Origin of the sequence: Micromonospora sp. NPDC006766, assembly GCF_040636055.1 — a bacterium.
Classification (GTDB): Bacteria; Actinomycetota; Actinomycetes; order Mycobacteriales; family Micromonosporaceae; genus Micromonospora.
This window is the reverse complement of the sequence record NZ_JBEYIX010000076.1, coordinates 1-21,177: the sequence shown is the minus strand read 5'-3', so window position 1 is coordinate 21,177 and position 21,177 is coordinate 1. Positions and strand designations below refer to the sequence as shown.

Here is a 21,177-nt window from a genome sequence, read left to right as displayed (position 1 = left end):
AGTAGACACCGAGCGAGACCTTCTCGACCACCTCGGCGACGAAGAGACTGACCACACCGAAGCCGCCGCATGGGTCACTTCTCGAAGGCGTTCCGCACATCACGGCCGGACTCTCGCTGGCGGTCCTGCGCCGTGCGCTGCTCTCTGGCACCCTCCGCCTGCAGGCGCTGGTTGTCGGTGGCGTCGCCGATCCGCTCCTTGGCGAGGCCACTCATCTGCTGGGCCTTGGCCTTGGCCTTGTCGGTGAAGCTCATGACACTCCCCTCGCTGGGTGCTCGGGCCGCTCGGCCCGCCTCGGTGTCGCGTCCCCGGAGCTCGCCCCGTTGAAACGTCTGTCGCGGGGCGGCGGGCATCGCCACCGCTAGGGCGTCCTAGGACACTAGGTGAAGCCCTGGGGCCCGACGCTGGTTAACTGGGCGAATGGGAGAACTCCTGCTGATCCGGCACGGCGAGACCACCTGGAGCGCCAGTCACCGGCACACCTCGTACACCGACCTGGCGCTGACCCCCGACGGGGAGCGGCAGGCCCGCGCACTCGGCGGGCTGCTCGCCGGCCGCCGCTTCGTCCGTGTCCTGTCCAGCCCTCGCCAACGAGCGATCCGCACCGCGCACCTCGCCGGCCTCCACGTCGACGCCACCGACGCCGACCTGACCGAATGGAACTACGGCGAGTACGAGGGACGCACCACCGCCGACGTCCACGCCGAACATCCGCACTGGACCATCTGGACCGACGGTGCCCCCGGCGGCGAGTCACCGGCACAGGTCGGCGAGCGCGCCGACCTGGTGCTCGCCGCGGTCACCCCCCTGCTGGAGCAGGGCAGCGTCGCCCTGATCGGCCACGCGCACAGCCTGCGGGTGATCGGCGCCCGCTGGATCGGCCTGCCCCCGTCGGCCGGTGGGCTGCTACGGCTGGACACCGCCACCGTCAGCGTGCTCGGTCACGAACACGGTCGGCGGGTCATCCTGCGTTGGAACCAGCCGGCTCCGCCGCCGTCCGAGACCGCCCCCGCTCAGGCAGCTCGGCACTGAGCCGCGGCGGCCGGTTCTCGTACGGCGTGGAGAGCACCACCGTGGTACGCGTCGTGACGTTGGCCGCCGTCCGGATCTCCTGGAGCACCCGTTCCAGGTCCGCCGGGCTGGCCACCCGCACCAGCAGCAGGTAGAAGTCCTCCCCCGCGACCGAGTAGCACGAGTCGATCTCGGACAGGTGGGCCAGCCGCTCCGGCGCGTCGTCCGGCTGCGACGGATCGAACGGCCGAATCGCCACGAAGGCGGTCAGCGGCAGGTCCAACGCCTCGAACGAGACGCGCGCGGCGTAGCCCTTGATGACGCCGCGCTGCTCCAGCCGGCGGACCCGCTGGTGCACGGCGGACACCGACAGCCCCACCCGTTCGGCGAGGTCGGTGTACGACAGCCGACCGTCCCCGGTCAGCGCGGCGACGATGGCCCGGTCGATCTCCTCCACGCGGTGCAACCTACCCGTAAAAACGCCGTCACGCCGTACCCGGCCCGCCGAGACGTCTGCTCGGCGGGCCGTCCGGTCGCGCACGGTCAGCCCTTGGCCAACGCGCGGGAGATGACCAGCCGCTGGATCTGGTTGGTGCCCTCCACGATCTGCAGCACCTTCGCCTCCCGCAGGTAGCGCTCGACCGGGTGGTCGGCGACGTAGCCGGCCCCGCCCAGCACCTGCACCGCGTCGATGGTCACCCGCATCGCCACGTCGGTGGCGAACAGCTTCGCCTTCGCCGCCTCGATCGAGTACGGCCGGCCGGCGTCGCGCAGCCGGGCGGCGGACAGCATGAGCGCGCGGGCCGCGGAGATCTGGGTGGCGTGGTCGGCGAGGGTGAAGCCGAGCCCCTGGAAGTCGATGATCGACCGGCCGAACTGTTGCCGCTGCTTCGCGTAGTCGACCGCGTAGTCCAGCGCGGCCTGGGCCAGGCCGACCGCGCAGGCGGCGATGCCCAGCCGACCGGAGTCCAGGGCGGACATGGCGATGGTGAAACCCGACCCCTCGCCCCCGATCAGCCGCTCGGCGGGCACCCGGGCGTCGTCGAAGGCGATCTGCGCGACCGGGGAGGCGTGCAGGCCCATGGTCCGCTCGACGGCCTGCGGGTGGATCCCGGCGGTGCCGCGGTCCGCGAGGAGGCAGGAGATGCCCTTCGGGCCGGGGCCACCGGTGCGGCAGAAAATGTTGTAGAAGTCCGCCACCCGGGCGTGGGTGATCCACGCCTTGGTCCCGGACACCACGTAGTCGGCGCCGTCCCGCACCGCCTTCGTGGTCAGGGCCGCGGCGTCGGAGCCGCCCTGCGGCTCGGAGAGGCAGTACGCCCCGAGCAGCTCCCCACCGATCATGTCGGGCAGCAGCTTGCGTTGCTCGTCGGTGCCGAACTGAGCGAGCGGATAGCAGGACAGGGTGTGCACGCTGACCGCCTCGGCGACGGCGAGCCAGCGGCTGGCGAGGATCTCCAGCACCTGCAGGTAGACCTCGTACGGCTGGGCGGCCCCGCCGTGCTCCTCCGGATACGGCAGGCCGAGCAGACCGGCCCGGCCCAGGGTGCGCAGCACCTCGCGGGGGAACTCGGCGCGTTCCTCGAAGCCGGCGGCCTTCGGGGCGAGCTCTCGATCGGCGAGTTCGGTGGCGAGGTCCAACAGGTCGTGGGCCTCGTCGGTGGGGAGGATCCGGTCGACAGTCATAGCGCGATGAGCTCCGTGGAAATGGTGTTGAGACCGCTGCCGTGGCCGGTGCGGTACGGGAACGCGTCGCCGTAGCCGCCGGCGGTGGCGGTGGCGGTGGCCCGCTGCGCGGAGACCGGCCACTCGGCCGGGTACAGCTCGTCGGTTCCCACCGCCTGAGCTTAACGGTCGTTTGGGTGATGGCGGGAGTCGGTCAGCCGGACTTTCGGTGGCCGGCCGCCCGCCACGTGCGTCTGATGTTGGCGCGCGGCGCCTCAGACCGTCACAAACGGGAGCGCAGAGGGTTCATCCACGGCTATCGACGCCTTTGCCCCGGCAATCGCTCATAGCCTCACCTAAGTCGCGTAAATGATCTGTCCGACAGCGTCGGCCATGCCGCAGAAATGCATCCGCGCGGTTTTTATAGGACCATGTTCCAGCCCGTTCCGACAGCACGCTAATTGGGCTAGAAAAACATCGTCAATTTAAGGACGTTGAATATTGTGAATGGTTATCGCGGGTGCTCTAATGGGGGTCGGCGCGAGTACCGCGGCGCCAGATCCCTCTCACTCCGCTGGAGGAAGCCCATGGAGCAGAAGGTCCAGACCACGCGCAAGCCGGCCAAGATCGTCGTGCGCAAGCTCGAGAAGCTCGAGACCACCGCCCTCATCGTCGACCCGGGCTGCCGCAGCGACGGCTGCGGCTGATCCACAATTCGGCCGGGGGGTGGTGGAACGCCACCCCCCGGCCGACTCATCGAACAGGAGCGCGGCGCGATGCGACGACCACGGATCAAGGGAATTCACAAGCCGGTACGGCTCACTCCCACGCTGATCAACATCGGTGGGCGACAATTGGGAATCGGCGCGGAGATCGACGACGAGGACGGCACCCTGTGGTCGCTGCTGGGCCTGATGGACGGCACCCGCACCCGTGCCGAGATACTCGCCGCGCTGGCCGCGCAGCGGCCCGACCTGGCCGCCGAGGAAGCCGCGGACGCGCTGCAGACCATCATCGACGCGGGCTACGTGGAGGACGCGGCGGCGCCCCCACCCGCGAACCTGAGCCCGGCCGAGCTCGACCGGTACGACCGGGCGCTCACCTACTACGCCTGGGTCGACCTCACCCCGCGTCCCTCCCGATTCGAGGCGCAGTCCCGGCTCAAGCGCAGCCGGGTGACCGTGGTCGGTCTCGGCGGCACCGGCTCCGCCGTCGCCGCGGCCCTGGTCGCCGCCGGCGTCGGCGACGTGCACTGTGTCGACTTCGATCGGGTGGAGCCGGGCAACCTGACCCGCCAACTGCTCTACACCGAGGACGACATCGGCACGCCGAAGCTCACCACCGCCGTACGGCGACTGCGCCGGCTCAACTCCCACGTGACGGTCACCGGGGAGGAGACCCGGGTCGACTCCAGCGAGACGATGACCCGGCTGATGCGCGACCGTGACCTGCTGGTGCTCTGCGCCGACCAGCCGCAGGAAGCCATTCGCGAATGGACCAACACCGCTGCCCTGCGCACCGGCACGCCCTGGCTGCTCGCCCAGTACGCCGGACCGATGGCCGTGGTCGGCCTGTTCGTGCCGGGGCAGACCTGCTGCCAGGCCTGCCTGCCCAGCGTCGGCGACCGGCTCCGCGAGCACTACGGCACCGAACCGGAGGACCTCTTCCCGTTCACCGGGCACGCGGTGATCGCCCCGTCGGCCAACCTCACCGGCCACCTGGCCGCCCTCGACGCCGTCTACCACCTGGCCGGCATCCCCACCAGCACCCGCGGCCTGATGTTCCACCTCAGCCTCACCGACCTCACCTACCACTACACGGTGCGCCCCAGGCCCGGTCAGAAGTGCGAGACCTGCGGCTGGCTGGTGGAGGAGCAGTGAGCACGAGGAGTGCAGCGCAGCGGAGCCCCGCAGTCGTGAACGAGAGGCAGGCCCGGTGATCGCGCTCGACGCCGACAGCCGCCCCCGGGTCGCCCACCTGGTGGTCCGCCGCGAGGACGACGACGAGTACGTCGTCGGCGACCCGGCGACCGGCACCTTCGTGGTGGTGCCCGAGGTCGGAGCCCGACTGGTGGCGCTGTTCGCGGCCGGCCACACCATCGCCGAGGCCACCGACCAGGTGGAACGGGAGACCGGCGAGGCCGTCGACGTGGCAGACTTCGTGGCGGTGCTGGTCGACGCCGGCGTCATCGACGGGAACCCCACCGACACCGGGGCACCGGCCACCGCCCGACACTGGTCGATCTCGCGGATCCCCGCCCGCTACGTGCGGCCGTTGTTCGGCCGGGCCGCGTGGGCCTGCTACCTCGGCTGCCTGCTCGCGGCCCTGGCCATGTTCGCCGCCGAACCGTCGCTGCTGCCCACGTACGAAGACGCCTTCCTCGTCCCCGACCTGGTGCTCAGCCTGGTGATCGCCAACGTGGTGATCGTCGCGCTCACCATGGTGCACGAGGTGTGGCACGCCCTCGCCGGGGCGGCGGTCGGCGTACCATCACGGCTGCGGGTGGAACGGCGGGGCATCTTCCCGGTCCTGGAGACCGACCTGTCCGGGCTGTGGGCACTGCCGCCCGAGCGCCGCTACGGGCCCTTCCTGGCTGGCATGGCCATCGACTGTGTGCTGCTGTTCAGCGCCGTCGCACCCCGCTTCGCCTGGTCGCGGGGCTGGATCGACCTGCCCCCGGGCCTGATCCGGTTCCTGGCCATGGTGGTGTTCAGCCAGGTGGTGAAGCTCGCCTTCCAGACGCTGGCCTACCTGCGCACCGACATGTACCTGGTGATGGCGACCGCAACCGGGTGCCGGAACCTGAACGAGGTCACCCGGCTGTCGCTGAAACGCCTCATCCGCCGGCTGACCCCGGCCGAGGAAACCGTCCTGCGCGACGCGCACGACCGGGACCTACGGGTGTCCCGCTGGTACCGGCTGCTCTACCTCGCCGGGATCACCTGGATGGTCTGGTTCGCCGTGCATTTCGTCTGGCCGAGCGCCAAGGTCACCCTCGGCTGGGCCGGCGGGGTGCTGATCGGCGCGCCACTGACCAGCGCGTACTGGTGGGAGGGGGTCGCGCTGCTGCTGCTCGCGTCGCTGAACCTGCTGCTGCCGCTAGGCGTCATCGTGCGTAACCGTCTTCGCGCCAGGAGGGCTGCGGCATGAGCCGTCGTTGGTGGGGCACGCTGGTCAGCGCGGCGGTCACCACGCTGAGCGTGATCACCATGTCCAGCCTCGGCGCCGGCGTGCTGCTCGGCCTGTCCAGAAACGACACCGCGCTCCCCTGCGACCGGATCCCCGGCATCCCCGAACCGTTCGAGGGTGACCGGCACATCCCGTACGAGGGCGCAGCGCACGAGCCGTACCGCACCATGCCGCCCACCTCCGGGCCGCACTCGCCCCGGGTGGTCGTCCCCGGCATCTACCGGGACCCGGTGCCCGAGGAACTGCAGGTGCACGTCCTGGAACACGGTCACGTGCTGGTGCAGTACGCCCGCGACGTGTCCGCCGACGACATCCGCGCGCTGGAGCGTCTCGGCCGACGGCACCCACGGGACGCCGTCGTGGCCCCCTACCCGGCCCTGGGACACGGCATCGGCCTCACCGGCTGGCAGCGGCTGCAACGGCTCGACACCCTCGACGAGCAGGCCGTCGAAGAGTTCATCACCCGGGTCGCCGGCCGTTACAACCACGGCTGGCAGGACGGCGCCACCGACTGCCTGCAGCCCTGACCCGGCGGCCCTCACGCGTCCCGGCGGCGCACCGCGACATACCCGACGAGCAGCGCCACCGCCGTCCACAGCGCCATGATCCCCACCCCGGTCCACGGGCCGTAGGGACGGGCGAAGCGCGGGTCGTCCCCCGGCCCGACAAGGTGCATGACCACCATGCCCGGCGAGGTCCGCGTCGAGGTGACCGACGACGGACCCGGAAAGCGGATGCCGCCGCCCGACCGGCACGCCGGGCACGGGCTGATCGGCATGCGGGAGCGGGTCCTGATGTACGGCGGTTCGTTCCACGCCGGGCCCCGGCCGGAGGGCGGGTTCAGCGTGTCCGCGCGCCTACCCTGTGAGCCGTGACCGATCCGATCCGCGTGCTCATCGCCGACGACCAGGCCAACCCGCCCGCTCGCGGGCGACCTCGACCGGGTCACCGACCGGGAGCGGGAGGTCCTGACGCTCATCGCCCGTGGCCTGTCCAATTCGGAGATCGCCGGGCATCTGCATCTCAGCCCGGCCACCGTGCGGGCATTTGCTCGCCAAGCTCGACGCCCGGGACCGGGCCCAGCTCGTCATCGTGGCGTACGAATCGGGTCTGGTGGCGCCGGCGTCACCGGCGCGTCACCTTTGACACGCAAGTGAACACTTGCCTAACGTGTCCGGCAGACGCCGGCATCAGGCCGGTCGAGGACCGGAGCCGACGCGATGACCGACCGGGACACCACGCTCACCCCGTTCCTGATGTTCGAAGGCGCCGCCACCGAGGCCATGAACTTCTACGTCTCGCTGTTCGACGACGGCGAAATCCTCTCTGTCACCCGGCGCGAGAGCGACACCCCCGACACCGCCGGCAGCGTGCACCTCGCCGAGTTCCGCGTGGCGGGGCAGCGCGTCCTGTGCAGTGACAGCTCCGTGCGCCACGGCTTCACGTTCACCCCCTCGCTGTCGCTGTTCGTGCAGTGCCGGGACGACGCCGAGCTGACCCGCCTCCACCAGGCGCTCGCCAAGGGCGGAACGGAACTCATGCCGCTCGGTGACTACGGTTTCAGCACCCGCTTCGCCTGGGTGAACGACCGCTTCGGGGTGTCCTGGCAGCTCAACCTGCCGTGACCGACGTCTTCGCCGCGCTCGCCGACCCCACCCGCCGGGCGATCCTCGACGAACTGGCCGAGCGGGACGGGCAGACCCTCTTCGAGATCTGCGCGCGGCTGACGACCAGGCACAACATCGGATCCTCCCGCCAGGCGATCTCGCAGCACCTCGACACCCTCGCGGAAGCCGGGCTCGTGCGCTTCGAGCGAAGCGGTCGCTACAAGTTCCACCACGCCGACTTCAGGCCACTGCGCGCGGTCGTCGATCGGTGGCCGATCCCCGAGGAGGGACCGTGATCCGCGTCAACCTGGCCAGCGTCTTCGTCGATGATCAAGAGAAGGCGCTGACGTTCTACACCGAGGTGCTGGGCTTCGAGAAGAAGACCGAGATCCCGCTCGGCGAGCACCGCTGGCTCACCGTCGTCTCCCCCGCCGATCCCGACGGGGTCGAACTCGTGCTCGAACCCGCCGGCCATCCGGCGGTCGGTCCGTTCCGGCAGGCGCTCGTCGCCGACGGCATCCCGTTCACCTCGTTCGCCGTCGACGACGTCCACGCGGAGTTCGACCGGCTGCGGGCGCTCGGCGTCGTGTTCACCCAGCCGCCGCTGGAGTTGGGCGCGGTGACGACCGCGGTGCTCGACGACACGTGCGGGAATCTGATCCAGATCGCGAGCAGCGTCTGACCCGCAGCCGGACCCCGGCTGGCCGACCGTTGCGCGCCCCGGCCACGATGGAACGCGTGATCCGTTTCATCTTGAACCTGTTGTGGCTCGTCTTCGGTGGCGGTTTCGTCCTCGCCCTGGGCTACGGGGTGGCCGCGCTGATCTGCTTCGCGCTGGTGGTCACCATCCCGTTCGGGGTGGCCTCGCTCCGCCTCGCCTCGTACGCGCTCTGGCCCTTCGGACGCACCCTCGTTCCCAAGCCGGGCGCCGGGATCGGCTCCGGCGTCGCGAACCTGCTGTGGGTGCTGCTGGCCGGCTGGTGGCTCGCGCTGTCGCACATCATCGCCGGCGTCTCTCTCTGCGTCACCATCATCGGCATCCCGTTCGGGGTGGCGAATTTCAAGCTCGTGCCGGCGGCGCTCTGGCCGCTCGGCCAGCAGGTCGTCGACACTCCCTGATCGCCCTCGACAGACACACACTCAGACCAGTAGGCGGCGGTGTCCCACCCCACGGGATGCCACCGCCTACGGCATGAGGGGTCACCACCTCTAAGGCATCCTAGGAGGCTGGGTTTGGCGGGGCGGAACGCCGGGTCGTCTGAATGACCCTCGGCTTTGCGGTGGCGTGACTACGGTCGAGGCAGTGGGCGGTCATATCGGTGTGATCGAGGCACTCAAGGCGGATCCGGCCCTCTCGGGCCTGCGCCGGTCGCTGGAGGCGTACTACGGGGACCCGGCCCGGGAGGCGGCGATGGACGCCTTCTACGCGCGTTTCGTGCGCCCCGGCGACCTGGTGTTCGACGTCGGGGCGCACGTCGGCGACCGGCTCGGCAGCTTCCGCCGCCTCGGCGCCCGCGTGGTGGCGGTCGAGCCGCAACCGCCCTGCGTCCGGGTGCTGCGCGCGCTCTACTCCGCCGACGAACGGGTGACGGTGGTCGAGGCGGCCTGCGGGGTGCGGCCGGGCCGGGTCCGACTGCAGGTCAATTCCGCCAACCCGACGGTTTCCACCGCGTCCCCCCACTTCGTGCAGGCCGCGGCCGGCGCCGGCGGCTGGGAGGGCGAGACCTGGGACGCCGAGATCGAGGTCGCCACCACCACCCTCGACCGGCTCATCGCCGCGCACGGCGTACCGGCCTTTGTCAAGATCGACGTGGAGGGCTTCGAGGACGCCGTGCTGGCCGGGTTGAGCCGCCGGCTGCCGGCGCTGTCGTTCGAGTTCACCACCGTCGCCCGGGAACTGGCCCCGCGCTGCCTCGACCGGGTGACCGGGCTCGGCTTCACCAGGTTCAACGTCGCGCTCGGCGACGAGATGGGCCTCGCCCTGCCGCGCTGGCTGCCGGCGGCACAGGTGGCGGCGTACCTGCGGGCGTTGCCGCACGAGGCCAACTCGGGCGACGTGTACTGCGTGCCCGAGGAGCCGGTGACCGCGTAGGCCGAGCGACCGGGCGACATCGAAGCTGCTCAGCGCACAGATTCACGCTCCACACCGGACCCGACGCCGAGGCCACTTTCTTAATCTTTTGAACTTAGCCATGTTTCGTTATCTCGCCGTGATTGACGTGACCGGCATCACTTCGATTCACTGCGATGCAACCGGTTCCGAAACCGGTTCCGCGCCACCCGCCTCACCGCTGCGACCCGGGAGTGTGACGTGCCGACCACCATCGCCGACGTCGCCGCTCGGGCGGGAGTGAGCAAGACGACGGTCTCCCGGGTGCTCAACGGCAAGGGTGAGGTGCACGCCCACACCGCCGAACGGGTCCGCGCCGTCATCAGCGACCTGGGGTACGTGCCGAGCGCCCGCGCGGTCGGCCTCGCCCGCGGCCGGACCGGCGTGGTCGGGATGCTGGTGCCGGCCCTGACCTGGCCCTGGATGGGCGAGGTGCTGCAGGGCGCGGTCGACACGGTGGAGAGCGCCGGGTACGGGCTGTTGCTCTTCACGTGCAACCGCGGCGAGGAGTCACTGCGGCAACTCGCCTCGCAGGTCTCGGCGAAGTCGTTCGACGGGCTGCTCGCGATCGAACCCGAGGGCAGCCTCGACTACATTGCCGATTCGCACGCCCGCGGCCTACCGGTGGTCCTCATCGACGACCGCGCTCGGCAGCGGCCCTTTCCGTCCGTCGCCACGACCAACCGCAGCGGCGGCGAGTCAGCCGCCTGCCATCTGCTCAAGCGGGGTCGGCGTCGACCACTGGTGATCAAGGGTTTCGACGAGTTCGGCTGCACGCAGGAGCGGCTGGCCGGATTCGCCGAGGCGTACGACGCGGCCGGCCTGCCGTTGGATCCACGGCTCGTGGTCGAGGGTGACTTCACCTTCGACTCCGGCAACCGTGCCGTCCGGGGGCTGACCGAGGCCGGCCTCGACTTCGACGCCGTCTTCGCCCACAACGACCTATCGGCCGGCGGTGCCCTGCAGGCGCTTCGGGAGGCGGGCCGCCGGGTCCCGGAGGATGTCGCGGTCGTCGGTTTCGACGACATCCCGTACGCGGCGCACACCGAACCGCCACTGACCACGGTGCACCAACCGATGCGTGAGATGGGCGAGGCCGCGGCCCGGATGCTGTTGTCGCACTTCGAGGGTGTGCCGCTGCCCGACACCCCCAGCATCATTCCCACCACCCTGATCGTCCGAGGCTCGACCGGAGCATCGACCGCCGAGCCGTCGGGCCGCTCCGACCCGAGCCGGAGCCGTTCCACCAGCAGATCCGCCGACCCCCGGCGGGGCGTCCCCCGCATTCCGCCGCGGTGACGCACACCCGTTCCGCCGACGAGCCCACCGAACCCCCACCACGACCGGGAGGAACACATGCGCGTCAGACGCAGCCTCGCTCTCGCCCTGGCGAGCGTGACGGCGTTGGCAACCCTCGCCGCCTGCGGCGACAGCCCGAACGCCAACAAGAACAAGGCCCAAGCGGCCACCGTGCTGAACGCCGGCATGCCGAACGGCCCGCAGGCCGAGAACAACAACCCGTTCCTCACCACCTCGGCCGCGGCGTCGCTGGGCTACCGCTGGCAAATTTACGAGCCGCTGATGATGTGGAACCCGGTGAAGCCGGCCGATCCGATGAAGCCGTGGCTGGCCACCAAGGCCGAGTGGTCGTCGGACTACACCTCGGTCAAGGTCACCATCCGTGACAACGCCACCTGGTCGGACGGCCAGAAGCTCACGGCCGAGGACGTGGCGTTCACCTACAACCTGGTCAAGAAGTTCCCGGCGCTGAACGACCAGGGCGTGCCGTACACGGATGCGACGGCGAGCGGCAACGAGGTCACCATCACGATGTCCAGCCCACAGTTCGTCAGCCAGCAGAAGGTCCTGTGGCGGGTGCCGATCGTCCCCAAGCACATCTGGGAGAAGATCAGCGACCCGACGACCGACCCGGTCAAGCAGCCCGTGGGCAGCGGCCCGTACACGCTCAAGTCCTTCACCCCGGCCACCACGACCCTCACCGTGCGCGACGGCGGCTACTGGCAGGACCTGCCGAAGGTCAAGGAGCTGCGCTTCACGTCGTACACCGACAACAGCGCGCAGACCACCGCCCTCGCCAACGGCGAGTCGGAGTGGAGCTTCGTCTTCATCCCCAACTACACGGCCGTCTTCGTCGACAAGGACCCGGCCCACCACAAGGTGTGGGCGCCGCCGGTCCTGGGCATCCACGGCCTGTACATCAACACCACGAAGAAGCCGTTCGACGATCCGGTGCTGCGCCGGGCGATGAACATGGTCATCGACCGCGAGGACATCTTCACCACCGCCGAGGCCGGCTACTTCCACCCGTTGGTGAAGAGCGTGACCGGCCTGCCCAGCCCTGCCGGTGACGCGTTCATCGCCCCGGAGTTCAAGGGCCAGGACCAAAAGGTCGACGTGGACGGCGCCAAGGCGCTGCTCACCGGTGCCGGTTACCAGCTCGACGGCAACACCCTCAAGGACAAGACCGGCAAGCCCGTCAAGCTGACCCTGACCGACCCGGCCGGCTGGTCCGACTACCAGACCAGCCTCGAGATCGTGAAGGACAACCTGTCCAAGATCGGCATCTCCGCCACGGTCGACAAGGCCAACCAGGACGCCTGGTTCCGCAACGTCGAGCAGGGCAACTTCGACGCCGCCTTCCGGTGGACCGAGGGCGGTGCCACGCCGTACGACATCTACCGGACCGTCATGGACGGCGCGCAGCGCAAGCCGATCGGCACCGCCTCCCCGGCGGGCAACTTCGGCCGCTTCAACAACCAGCAGGCGACCGATGCTTTGAAGGCCTACGCGAACGCGACGGACGAGGCCGTCCGGACCGACGCGATGAACACCCTGCAGAAGGTGTTCGTCGAGCAGATGCCGATGATTCCGGTCGGCGCGGACAACATCGGGGGCGCGTACAGCACGAAGAACTGGATCGGCTGGCCGGACGATTCGAACCCGTACGGCGCGATGCAGCCCACCCAACCCAACGCGCTGGACGTGGTCCTGCACCTCAAGCCCGCCGGTAGCTGACCCGCGGCGCCGCCTCCCCGGTTGGCTGCGGCCGACCGGGGAGGCGGTCACAACCCTCGGTGACGAAGACACTCCCGACGACAGGAAGTCGGCATGACGTTGAGCGAAAGCGCGGCGGCGCCGGTCAACGAGGTGGTGCTGGAGGCCGTCGGCCTGACCAAGCACTTCCCCGTCCGCAAACGACTGCGTGACCTCTTCTCCCGGACACCGGCGGCCGTCCACGCCGTCGACGACGTGTCGTTCGCGCTTCGCCGCGGCCGGGTGACCGCGCTGGTCGGAGAATCCGGATCCGGCAAGTCCACGGTGGCCCGGCTGCTGGCCCAGCTCTACCGCCGCACCGCCGGCGACATCCGGCTGCACGGGGCAGCGAGCCGGGTCCGTGGCGGTCGGGCGTTCCGGTCGTACGTGCGACGCGTCCAGCTGATCCTGCAGGACCCGTTCGCGTCACTCAATCCGGTACACACGGTCCGCTACCACCTCACCCGGTCGTTGCGGATCCACGGCAACGCCGGCCGCACCGCCGCGGACCTGGACAGGGCCCTCGCCGACCTGCTCACCCGGGTCAGTCTCACGCCACCCGAGCGCTACCTGGACGTGTTCCCGCACGAGCTTTCCGGCGGCCAGCGGCAGCGCGTCGCGATCGCCCGGGCGCTCGGCGCCGACCCGCAGGTGCTGCTCGCCGACGAGCCGGTCTCCATGCTCGACGTCTCGATCCGCCTCGGCGTGCTCAACCTGCTGCGCGACCTCAAGCAGCGGCTCAACCTCGCCATCCTGTACATCACGCACGACATCGCCTCGGCCCGCTACTTCGCCGACGAGACGATCGTGATGTACGCCGGCCGACTGGTCGAGGGTGGCGACAGCGAAACGGTCACGCAGCACCCGGCACACCCGTACACCCGCCTGCTCATCGAGTCGGCGCCCGACCCCGACAGCATCACCGGTGCCGCGGAGGCCACCCGGGAGCGCGGCGATGGGGAGCCGCCCAGCCTCATCCGGCCGCCGGCCGGCTGCCGCTTCCACCCGCGTTGCCCGCACGCCATGCCCCGCTGCGCGGTCGACCTGCCGCCCCGGCTGGAGATCGGCGACCGGCCCGGCCACTGGGCCGCGTGCTGGCTCTACCTCCCCGGGGAGGCGCGATGAGGTTCCTGCTCCAGCGCGTCGCCTTCTACCTGTTCACCGCGTGGGCGGCGATCACGCTCAACTTCTTCATCCCGCGGATGATCCCGGGCGACCCGGTTCAGTCCCTCATCTCGCGTAACCAGGGCCGGATCAGCGCGGACGCCATCCAGTCTCTTCGCGTGCTGTTCGGGCTGGACAAAAATCAGAGCCTCGGGCAGCAGTATGTCGACTACTGGAAGCAGCTCTTCCACGGTGACCTCGGGCTGTCCTTCACGTTCTTCCCGACGCCGGTGTCGACGGTCATCGGCGACAGCCTGCCGTGGACGGTGGGCCTGGTCGGCATCACCACGATCATCAGCTTCTTCCTCGGCACCGCGCTCGGCGTGGGCGCCGGCTGGCGGCGCGGCTCGTGGATCGACGGGCTGCTGCCGGCCACGACGTTCCTGTCCTCGATCCCGTACTTCTGGCTGGGTCTCGTCGCGATCGCCCTGTTCGCCGGGCCGGGCAGCTTCTTCCCGTCGTCCGGCGGTTACGAGCCGGGCCTCGTGCCGGCGTTCGACCAGTACTTCATCCCGAGCGCGATCCAACACAGCATCCTGCCGGCCGCCACCATCCTGGTCTCCTCGATGAGCGGGTGGCTGCTCAGCATGCGCAACATGATGGTCACCGTCTCGTCAGAGGACTACATCACGGTCGCCCACGCGAAGGGCCTGTCGGAGCGGCGGGTGGCCCTGAGTTACGCCGCCCGCAACGCGCTGCTGCCCAACGTCTCGGGCTTCGCGCTGTCGCTCGGGTTCATCGTCGGCGGCACCCTGCTGGTGGAGATCGTCTTCTCCTACCCGGGTCTCGGCTTCCAACTGTTCCAGGCGGTCGGCTACAAGGACTACCCGCTGATGCAGGGAATCTTCCTGATCATCACGATCTCCGTGCTGGTGGCGAACCTCATCGCCGACGTCGCGTACCTGCTCCTCGACCCGCGGACGCGAAAGAGTGGTTGATCAATGACGATTCCATCGTCGAGTATCGAGCAGGTCATCCCCGGCCAGGGCGCGATGGCCCAGCCGTCGGCCACGCCCGGCCGGGCGAAGCGACGCCGGTTCCGGTTCATGGCCAGCGCCAAGGCCGCGACCGGCCTCGTCGTCCTGGCCGGCTACGGCCTCTTCGCGATCATCGGCCCGTGGGTGGCGCCGTACGGCCCGGACGCGCGCAGCGCCGACGTCCTGCAGGCGCCGTCGGCCAGGCACTGGTTCGGCACCACGCATCTCGGTCAGGACATCTTCAGCCAGATCCTCGTCGGCACTCGCAGCGTCGTCGTCGTGGGCCTGGTCGCCGGTGTCCTGGCGACGATCCTGTCCATCCTCATCGGCGTGACGTCCGGCTACCTCGGCGGGGTGGCCGACGAGGCCGGCTCGGCGCTGTCCAACGTGTTCCTGGTGATCCCGGCGCTGCCGCTGATCATCATCGTCACGTCGATCGTCGAGCAGGCCAGCGACACGCTGGTCGCCCTCATCATCGGCTGCACGTCGTGGGCCTGGGGTGCCCGGGTGCTACGCGCGCAGACACTGTCGCTGCGTCGCCGTGACTACGTCGAGGCGGCGCGGGCCACCGGCGAACGGACCTGGCGGATCATCCTGTTCGAGATCCTGCCCAACCTCACCGCGATCATCGCGTCCGGCTTCGTCGGTACGGTGATCTTCGCGGTCATGTCGGAGATCACTCTCGCGTTCATCGGCATCTCGTCGGTCTCCTCGTGGAACTGGGGCACGATCCTGTTCTGGGCGCAGGGCCAGCAGGCCCTCGCCCAGGGCGCCTGGTGGTGGTTCGTCCCCGCCGGCCTGGCCATCGCGCTGCTCGGCACCGCCCTCGCTCTGATCAACTTCGGCATCGACGAGTTCGTCAGCCCCCGGCTGCGCAGCGGCGGCCGGACCCGCATCCGCACCGCCGACGGGCGCACCGTCCGGATGCGGGTCGGCTTCACCCCCGTCCTGGCGCCGCCGGCCGAGGTGCCGCGACCGCGCCTTCAAAAGGAGGCCCCGTGAGCGCGAGGAGTGCGCCCGTCCTGGAGATCCGTGGGCTCCGCGTCGACTACGGGCTCGGCGACGCGGCGGTGCACGCGGTCCGCGACGTCGACCTGACCCTGTACCGGGGCGAGGTGCTGGGGCTGGCCGGGGAGAGCGGCAGTGGCAAGTCCACCCTGGCGTACGGGCTGACCCGCCTGCTGCCGCCGCCCGGCGTGATCAGCGGTGGGCAGGTGATCTACCAGCCGGTCGACGGCCCGCCGGTCGACGTGCTGACCCTGACCCCGGCCGAGCTGCGGCGGTTCCGTTGGGCGCAGCTGTCCATCGTGTTCCAGGGGGCGATGAACTCGCTCAACCCGGTGCACCGGGTCTCCACCCAGGTGCTCGACGTGATCAAGGCGCACGAGCCGAGGAGCACGGCGGCGGGCCGGCTGGCTCGGGCACGGGAGCTGCTGCGGCTGGTCGGCATCTCCGCCGACCGGCTGGACAGCTACCCGCATCAGCTCTCCGGCGGGATGCGGCAACGCGTCATGATCGCCATGGCGCTGGCGTTGGAGCCGCAGGTGGTCATCATGGATGAGCCGACCACCGCGCTCGACGTGGTGATGCAGCGGCAGATCCTCGGCCAGCTCGCCGAGCTGCGCGAGCGGCTGGGCTTCGCGGTGCTGTTCATCACCCATGACCTGTCGCTGCTGGTGGAGTTCTCCGACCGCATCGCCATCATGTACGGCGGCCGGATCGTCGAGCAGGCGCCCGCTGCCGAGCTGTACCGGCGGGCGCTGCACCCGTACACCGACGGGTTGTTGCATTCCTTTCCGGCGCTGCGTGGCCCGCGCCGCGAGCTGACCGGCATCCCCGGCTCGCCGCCCGACCTGCGCGCCATGCCGCGCGGGTGCGCGTTCCACCCGCGCTGCCCGCAGGCGTTCGGCCCGTGCGACAAGGAGTTGCCGCCGCTGGGCCCGCCCGGTGGCGACCGCCCGGGGCGCGCCGTCGCCTGCTGGCTGCACCCCACCGCGGCACGGGTCTCCCACTGAGCCACCACCATCCGAGCAAGCACGTTCGCGACCGCGAGGAGAATCATGGACAGCGACCTCACCCAGCCGACCATCGACGGTTCCGGGTCGCGGCGCGGCGTCAGACGCGCCGAGCCGGATCCGTCGCACGGGCCGGCCGACCCGATCGACACCCTGCCGCCGACCTTCCGGTGGGGGGTGGCGACCTCGTCGTACCAGATCGAGGGCGCGGTGGCCGAGGACGGCCGCACGCCGTCCATCTGGGACACCTTCTGCCGAGTGCCGGGGGCGGTGGTCAACGGGGAGAACGGTGACGTGGCCTGCGACCACTACCACCGGATGCCGCAAGACGTGGCCCTCATCGCCGAGCTGGGCCTGGACACCTATCGCTTCTCGGTGGCGTGGCCGCGGGTGCAGCCGGGCGGTCGCGGGCCGGCCAACCCGGCCGGCCTGGCGTTCTACGACCGGCTCGTGGACGAGCTGCTCGGCCGGGGAATCGACCCGTGGGTGACGCTCTACCACTGGGATCTGCCGCAGGAGCTGGAGGACGCGGGCGGCTGGCCGCACCGGGACACCGCCCACCGGTTCGCCGACTACGCCGAACTGGTCTTCGCCGCGCTCGGCGACCGGGTGAAAACCTGGACCACCCTGAACGAGCCGTGGTGCTCGGCGATGCTCGGGTACGCGTACGGCGCGCACGCCCCGGGCCGGCGGGACCTGGGCGACGCGATCGCGGCCGCCCACCACCTGCTGCTCGGCCACGGGCTGGCGGCCCAACGGCTGCGGGCGGCGGCGGCGAGCCCGATCGAGTTGGGCATCACGCTCAACCTGGCCACCGCTGATCCGGCCACCGACAGCGCGGCCGACCGGGACGCCGCCCGGGCCGCGGACGGGCTGGGCAACCGGCTCTACCTGGACCCGCTGTTGCGCGGCCGTTACCCGCAGGACGTGGTGGCCGACCTGGCCGCCGAGGGCGTTCGGATCCCGGTCGCCGACGGGGATCTGGCGGTCATCGCCACCCCGATCGACGTGTTGGGCGTCAACTTCTACTTCGGGCAGCTCTTCTCCGGCGTCGACGAACAGGGCCGGGAGCGAGACGACGCGGGCCGGCCGGTGCGGCGGGTGCTCCGGCGGGACCTGCCGCGTACCGCGATGGACTGGGAGATCGTGCCGGACTCCTTCACCGACCTGCTGGTCCGGCTGGGTCGGGACTACCCGGGCGTGCCGCTGGTGATCACCGAGAACGGTGCGGCCTTCGACGACCGGCCGGACGCCGACGGGTTCGTCGCCGACGACGACCGGGTGGCGTACCTGGCCGAGCATCTGCGGGCGGCGGCCCGGGCCCGGCAGGCCGGCGCGGACGTGCGCGGCTACTTCGCCTGGTCGCTGCTGGACAACTTCGAGTGGGCGTACGGCTACGACAAGCGGTTCGGCATCGTCCGGGTGGACTATGACACCCAGCGGCGCACGCCGAAGCGCAGCGCCCACTGGTACCGCGACACCATCCGCCGGGTGCGCGGAAGTCGCTGACTCTCGACCCCTGGTCGGCCGGCGGCGGCTTTCGGCGCCGGCCGACGGCTCAGCGGGCCCGCGCCCGGGCCCGCTGCACCGGCCGCGTCGACGCCGGGACCACGCGGGCGGCCGGTTCGCGGGGCACGCCACCGTCGCGCAGCAGCCGGGCCATCGGCAGAGTGGCCGCGCCCATCGCGACCGCGTCCGGCCCGAGCCGGCACAGCTCGATCGAGGTCTGGGCGTACGGCTGGCGCAGCGCGTGCCGCGCGGTGGCCGCGCGGATCTGCGGCAGGTAGCGCTCGCCCAGGGCCAGCCCGGCCCAGCCGCCGAGCACCACCCGCTCCGGGTTGAAGAGGTTGACCAGGTTCGCCACACCGGCGCCGAGGTAGCCGACCGTGTCGTCGAGCACCGTCGCGGCCGCGCGCCCGGTGGACCGTAGCAGCTCGCCGAAGGCGGTCTCCTCGTCCGCGCCGGCCGCCGGGCGGCCCCGGTTGGCCTGCCGGAACCGGTCGAGGATCCCCTCCGCCCCGACGTACGCCTCCAGGCAGCCGAGGTTGCCGCATCGGCAGCGGCGGCCGCCGTACACGATCGTGGTGTGGCCCCACTCGCCGGCGCTGCTGTGCGCGCCGCGGTAGCCCACGCCGTCGGCGACCACGCAGGCCCCGACGCCGGAGCCGACCAGCGCGACGACGGCATGCCGGACGCCCCGACCGGCGCCGAACCACATCTCGGCCTGGCCGAGGGTCTTCGCGCCGTTGTCGATGTGGACGGGAATGTCGGTGCCGGCCCGCAGCATCGCCCCGAGCGGCACGCCGGCCCAGCCGAGGGTCTGCGCGTGCACGACGGCGTCGGCGGTGCGCTCGACCGTGCCGGACACCGCGACGCCGAAGCCGAGCACCGCGGCCGGGTCGACGCCGGCCTGCTCGGTCACCGCGTCGAGGCCGTGCAGCAGATGGGTGGCCACGTCGCGCGGGTCGGGTCCGGTGGCGGCGATCGGGTACTCGGCCTTGGCGCGGGCGGTCATCGCCAGATCGAACAGCTCGACCTGGACCCGGGTTTCGCCGACGTCGGCGCCGACCAGGTAGCCGTAGCCGGGGGCGACGCGCAGCAGCACGCGGGGGCGGCCGCCGTCGGACTCCACCGAGCCGGCCTCTTCGACGAGCCCTTCGGCGATCATCTCGCCGACCAGGTTGCTCACGCTGGCCAGGCTCAGCGCGGTGGTCTGGCCGAGTTCGTGACGGCTGAGCGGCCCGTCCAACCAGATCCGGTTGAGCAGCACCGATCGGTTGGCACGGCGCATGTCGCGCACAGTGGTGCGTCTGGCGTCCATGTCCGCCGCCGTCCTCTCCCTGGGCGCCGCCGGCGGGGCGACGTCCGTTCAGGTCATGAAACAAGCAGCGTCAGCCTACTGCGCATTTACATTTAATAAAGTTAACTGATAGCCTGCGGCGCATCGATGAGGAGGCATGTCATGCGACTTCGACGTGGGTTGACCGCACTGCTCGGTGGCGCCCTACTGCTCGCCGCCCTACCGGCCGCCACCGGGCTCGCCGCCAGCGGCGGCCAGACCGTGCTCGTGGCGTGCAGCGCCCCGGCCTGGGCCGAGGGCATCACCTGGACCGCGGGCAGCAAGGCCACCTACGCCAGCCGCCTCTACCAGGCGCTGCAGACCCACACCCCACCGGTCGGCGCCGGCTGGACCCCGCCGGCCACCCCGGCCCTCTGGAGCGACCTCGGCGCCTGCGACGGCGGCACCCCGTCGCCCACGCCGACGCCCACCAGGTCCCCCTCCCCCACGCCCACCGCGTCACCGAGCCGCACCCCGACGCCCACCCCGACGTCGTCGAGCCCACCGCCGGGCGGGGACACCTGCGCGCTGAAGTCACGACCGGCCGGCAAGGTGCTCCAGGGCTACTGGGAAAGCTGGGCCGGCGCGGGCGTGCACCCCGGGCTCGGCTGGATTCCGATCACCGACTCGCGTATCCGCTCACACGGCTACAACGTGGTGACCGCCGCCTTCCCGGTGATCCGCGCCGATGGCACGGCGCTCTGGGAGAACGGCATGGACGCCGGCGTCAAGGTGCCCACCCCCGCCGAGGTGTGCCAGGCCAAGGCCGCCGGCCTGACCGTCCTGCTGTCGATCGGCGGCGCGACCGCCGGCATCGACCTCAGTTCGAGCGCGGTCGCCGACCGGTTCGTCGCCACCGTGGTGCCGATCCTCAAGCGATACAACTTCGACGGCATCGACATCGACATCGAGACCGGCCTCACCGGCAGCGGCAACATCAACCAACTGTCCACCTCGCAGGCCAACCTGGTCCGCATCATCGACGGGGTGCTCGCCCAGATGCCCGCGGGCTTCGGGCTCACCATGGCCCCGGAGACCGCGTACGTCACCGGCGGCAGCGTCACCTACGGGTCCATCTGGGGTGCGTACCTGCCGATCGTCAAGCGGTACGTCGACAGCGGCCGGCTCTGGTGGCTCAACATGCAGTACTACAACGGCAGCATGTACGGCTGCTCCGGCGACTCGTACCCCGCCGGCACCGTGCCGGGCTTCGTCGCGCAGACCAACTGCCTCAACACCGGCCTGGTCGTGCAGGGCGTCACCATCCGCGTCCCCTACGACAAGCAGGTGCCGGGCCTGCCCGCGCAGTCCGGCGCCGGTGGCGGGTACCTGGCGCCGTCCCTGGTGGCACAGGCGTGGAACACGTACCAGGGCGGTCTCAAGGGGTTGATGACCTGGTCGATCAACTGGGACGGCTCGAAGAGTTGGACCTTCGGCGACAACGTCAAGTCCCTCCAGGGCCGCTGACCCGGGCCCGCCGGACCTCATCGGTCTCGACGACGTCGAAGTGCACCGGGCGGATCGTGCCGCCCGGGGCGACCAGCAG

At 70.8% G+C, this 21,177-nt stretch carries 24 protein-coding genes and 1 pseudogene; 19 read left to right on the top strand and 6 right to left on the bottom strand.

What is annotated here, in order from left to right:
- Positions 1 to 74: 74 nt before the first annotated feature.
- The gene (locus ABZ671_RS30840) at positions 75 to 254 is read right to left on the bottom strand and encodes a CsbD family protein (RefSeq protein WP_357864719.1); all 180 of its coding nucleotides are present in this window, start codon (positions 252 to 254) and stop codon (positions 75 to 77) included.
- Positions 255 to 420: 166 nt separating this feature from the next.
- Between ABZ671_RS30840 and ABZ671_RS30835 the strand changes: the two genes are divergently transcribed.
- Positions 421 to 1,032, top strand: a complete 612-nt coding sequence (locus tag ABZ671_RS30835; protein WP_357864717.1) for a histidine phosphatase family protein — start codon at positions 421 to 423, stop codon at positions 1,030 to 1,032.
- Here ABZ671_RS30835 and ABZ671_RS30830 read toward each other — a convergent pair.
- The 3 genes from ABZ671_RS30830 to ABZ671_RS30820 form a co-directional block, all read right to left on the bottom strand.
- A complete protein-coding gene (locus ABZ671_RS30830; protein ID WP_357864715.1) occupies positions 962 to 1,468 on the bottom strand; it encodes an Lrp/AsnC family transcriptional regulator in 507 nt (168 codons plus the stop codon). The genes ABZ671_RS30835 and ABZ671_RS30830 overlap by 71 nt on opposite strands.
- 86 nt (positions 1,469 to 1,554) lie before the next feature.
- Positions 1,555 to 2,697: an acyl-CoA dehydrogenase family protein gene (locus tag ABZ671_RS30825; RefSeq protein ID WP_357864713.1), complete on the bottom strand. Its 1,143-nt coding sequence runs from the start codon at positions 2,695 to 2,697 to the stop codon at positions 1,555 to 1,557.
- Positions 2,694 to 2,849: a hypothetical protein gene (locus ABZ671_RS30820; protein WP_357864711.1), complete on the bottom strand. Its 156-nt coding sequence runs from the start codon at positions 2,847 to 2,849 to the stop codon at positions 2,694 to 2,696. Before ABZ671_RS30820 ends, ABZ671_RS30825 begins: the two co-directional genes overlap by 4 nt.
- Positions 2,850 to 3,452: 603 nt before the next feature.
- Here ABZ671_RS30820 and ABZ671_RS30815 point away from each other — a divergent pair.
- Genes ABZ671_RS30815 through ABZ671_RS30805 form a run of 3 tightly spaced genes read left to right on the top strand, consistent with a single transcriptional unit; the run spans position 3,453 to position 6,392 of the window.
- Positions 3,453 to 4,556: a ThiF family adenylyltransferase gene (locus tag ABZ671_RS30815; RefSeq protein ID WP_357864709.1), complete on the top strand. Its 1,104-nt coding sequence runs from the start codon at positions 3,453 to 3,455 to the stop codon at positions 4,554 to 4,556.
- Positions 4,557 to 4,611: 55 nt separating this feature from the next.
- Positions 4,612 to 5,826 carry a hypothetical protein gene (locus ABZ671_RS30810; RefSeq protein ID WP_357864707.1) on the top strand — a complete coding sequence of 405 codons (1,215 nt, stop codon included), beginning with the start codon at positions 4,612 to 4,614 and terminating at the stop codon, positions 5,824 to 5,826.
- Positions 5,823 to 6,392 (top strand): DUF3105 domain-containing protein, encoded by a 570-nt coding sequence (locus ABZ671_RS30805; protein WP_357864706.1) that lies wholly within the window; start codon positions 5,823 to 5,825, stop codon positions 6,390 to 6,392. The genes ABZ671_RS30810 and ABZ671_RS30805 overlap by 4 nt, the downstream gene beginning before the upstream one ends.
- 11 nt (positions 6,393 to 6,403) lie before the next feature.
- Here the strand turns inward: ABZ671_RS30805 and ABZ671_RS30800 are convergent, their stop codons facing one another.
- Positions 6,404 to 6,550 (bottom strand): hypothetical protein, encoded by a 147-nt coding sequence (locus ABZ671_RS30800; RefSeq protein ID WP_357864704.1) that lies wholly within the window; start codon positions 6,548 to 6,550, stop codon positions 6,404 to 6,406.
- Between ABZ671_RS30800 and ABZ671_RS30795 the strand changes: the two genes are divergently transcribed.
- The 14 genes and pseudogenes from ABZ671_RS30795 (at position 6,549) to ABZ671_RS30730 (ending at position 18,301) form a co-directional block, all read left to right on the top strand.
- The gene (locus ABZ671_RS30795; protein WP_357864702.1) at positions 6,549 to 6,740 is read left to right on the top strand and encodes a hypothetical protein; all 192 of its coding nucleotides are present in this window, start codon (positions 6,549 to 6,551) and stop codon (positions 6,738 to 6,740) included. The two genes, ABZ671_RS30800 and ABZ671_RS30795, sit on opposite strands and share 2 nt — an antisense overlap.
- Positions 6,741 to 6,809: 69 nt before the next feature.
- Positions 6,810 to 7,011, top strand: a pseudogene (locus ABZ671_RS30790) (LuxR C-terminal-related transcriptional regulator); the annotation flags it as partial.
- A 74-nt stretch (positions 7,012 to 7,085) separates the two neighbouring features.
- Positions 7,086 to 7,490: a VOC family protein gene (locus tag ABZ671_RS30785; RefSeq protein WP_357864701.1), complete on the top strand. Its 405-nt coding sequence runs from the start codon at positions 7,086 to 7,088 to the stop codon at positions 7,488 to 7,490.
- Positions 7,487 to 7,768: a helix-turn-helix domain-containing protein gene (locus ABZ671_RS30780; RefSeq protein WP_357864699.1), complete on the top strand. Its 282-nt coding sequence runs from the start codon at positions 7,487 to 7,489 to the stop codon at positions 7,766 to 7,768. The genes ABZ671_RS30785 and ABZ671_RS30780 overlap by 4 nt, the downstream gene beginning before the upstream one ends.
- On the top strand, positions 7,768 to 8,154 hold the full coding sequence (locus ABZ671_RS30775) for a VOC family protein (RefSeq protein ID WP_357864721.1): 387 nt from the start codon (positions 7,768 to 7,770) through the stop codon (positions 8,152 to 8,154). The genes ABZ671_RS30780 and ABZ671_RS30775 overlap by 1 nt, the downstream gene beginning before the upstream one ends.
- Before the next feature lie 56 nt (positions 8,155 to 8,210).
- A complete protein-coding gene (locus ABZ671_RS30770; protein ID WP_357864697.1) occupies positions 8,211 to 8,591 on the top strand; it encodes a YccF domain-containing protein in 381 nt (126 codons plus the stop codon).
- A gap of 184 nt (positions 8,592 to 8,775) precedes the next feature.
- A complete protein-coding gene (locus tag ABZ671_RS30765; RefSeq protein WP_357864696.1) occupies positions 8,776 to 9,564 on the top strand; it encodes an FkbM family methyltransferase in 789 nt (262 codons plus the stop codon).
- 219 nt (positions 9,565 to 9,783) lie between these two features.
- The gene (locus ABZ671_RS30760) at positions 9,784 to 10,881 is read left to right on the top strand and encodes a LacI family DNA-binding transcriptional regulator (RefSeq protein WP_357864694.1); all 1,098 of its coding nucleotides are present in this window, start codon (positions 9,784 to 9,786) and stop codon (positions 10,879 to 10,881) included.
- 57 nt (positions 10,882 to 10,938) lie between these two features.
- The gene (locus tag ABZ671_RS30755; RefSeq protein ID WP_357864692.1) at positions 10,939 to 12,618 is read left to right on the top strand and encodes an ABC transporter substrate-binding protein; all 1,680 of its coding nucleotides are present in this window, start codon (positions 10,939 to 10,941) and stop codon (positions 12,616 to 12,618) included.
- A gap of 93 nt (positions 12,619 to 12,711) precedes the next feature.
- Positions 12,712 to 13,761, top strand: a complete 1,050-nt coding sequence (locus ABZ671_RS30750; RefSeq protein ID WP_357864690.1) for an ABC transporter ATP-binding protein — start codon at positions 12,712 to 12,714, stop codon at positions 13,759 to 13,761.
- Positions 13,758 to 14,738, top strand: coding sequence for an ABC transporter permease (locus ABZ671_RS30745; RefSeq protein ID WP_357864688.1), 981 nt, complete (start codon positions 13,758 to 13,760; stop codon positions 14,736 to 14,738). The genes ABZ671_RS30750 and ABZ671_RS30745 overlap by 4 nt, the downstream gene beginning before the upstream one ends.
- Positions 14,739 to 14,741: 3 nt before the next feature.
- A complete protein-coding gene (locus tag ABZ671_RS30740; protein ID WP_357864686.1) occupies positions 14,742 to 15,779 on the top strand; it encodes an ABC transporter permease in 1,038 nt (345 codons plus the stop codon).
- On the top strand, positions 15,776 to 16,792 hold the full coding sequence (locus ABZ671_RS30735) for an ABC transporter ATP-binding protein (protein ID WP_357864684.1): 1,017 nt from the start codon (positions 15,776 to 15,778) through the stop codon (positions 16,790 to 16,792). Before ABZ671_RS30740 ends, ABZ671_RS30735 begins: the two co-directional genes overlap by 4 nt.
- A gap of 45 nt (positions 16,793 to 16,837) precedes the next feature.
- The gene (locus ABZ671_RS30730) at positions 16,838 to 18,301 is read left to right on the top strand and encodes a GH1 family beta-glucosidase (protein ID WP_357864682.1); all 1,464 of its coding nucleotides are present in this window, start codon (positions 16,838 to 16,840) and stop codon (positions 18,299 to 18,301) included.
- Positions 18,302 to 18,350: 49 nt separating this feature from the next.
- Here ABZ671_RS30730 and ABZ671_RS30725 read toward each other — a convergent pair whose 3' ends face one another.
- Entirely contained in the window at positions 18,351 to 19,583 is a 1,233-nt protein-coding gene (locus ABZ671_RS30725) for an ROK family transcriptional regulator (protein ID WP_357864680.1), read from the bottom strand.
- Positions 19,584 to 19,754: 171 nt separating this feature from the next.
- Between ABZ671_RS30725 and ABZ671_RS30720 the strand changes: the two genes are divergently transcribed.
- Positions 19,755 to 21,098, top strand: coding sequence for a glycosyl hydrolase family 18 protein (locus tag ABZ671_RS30720; protein ID WP_357864678.1), 1,344 nt, complete (start codon positions 19,755 to 19,757; stop codon positions 21,096 to 21,098).
- The last annotated feature ends 79 nt before the right edge of the window (positions 21,099 to 21,177 follow it).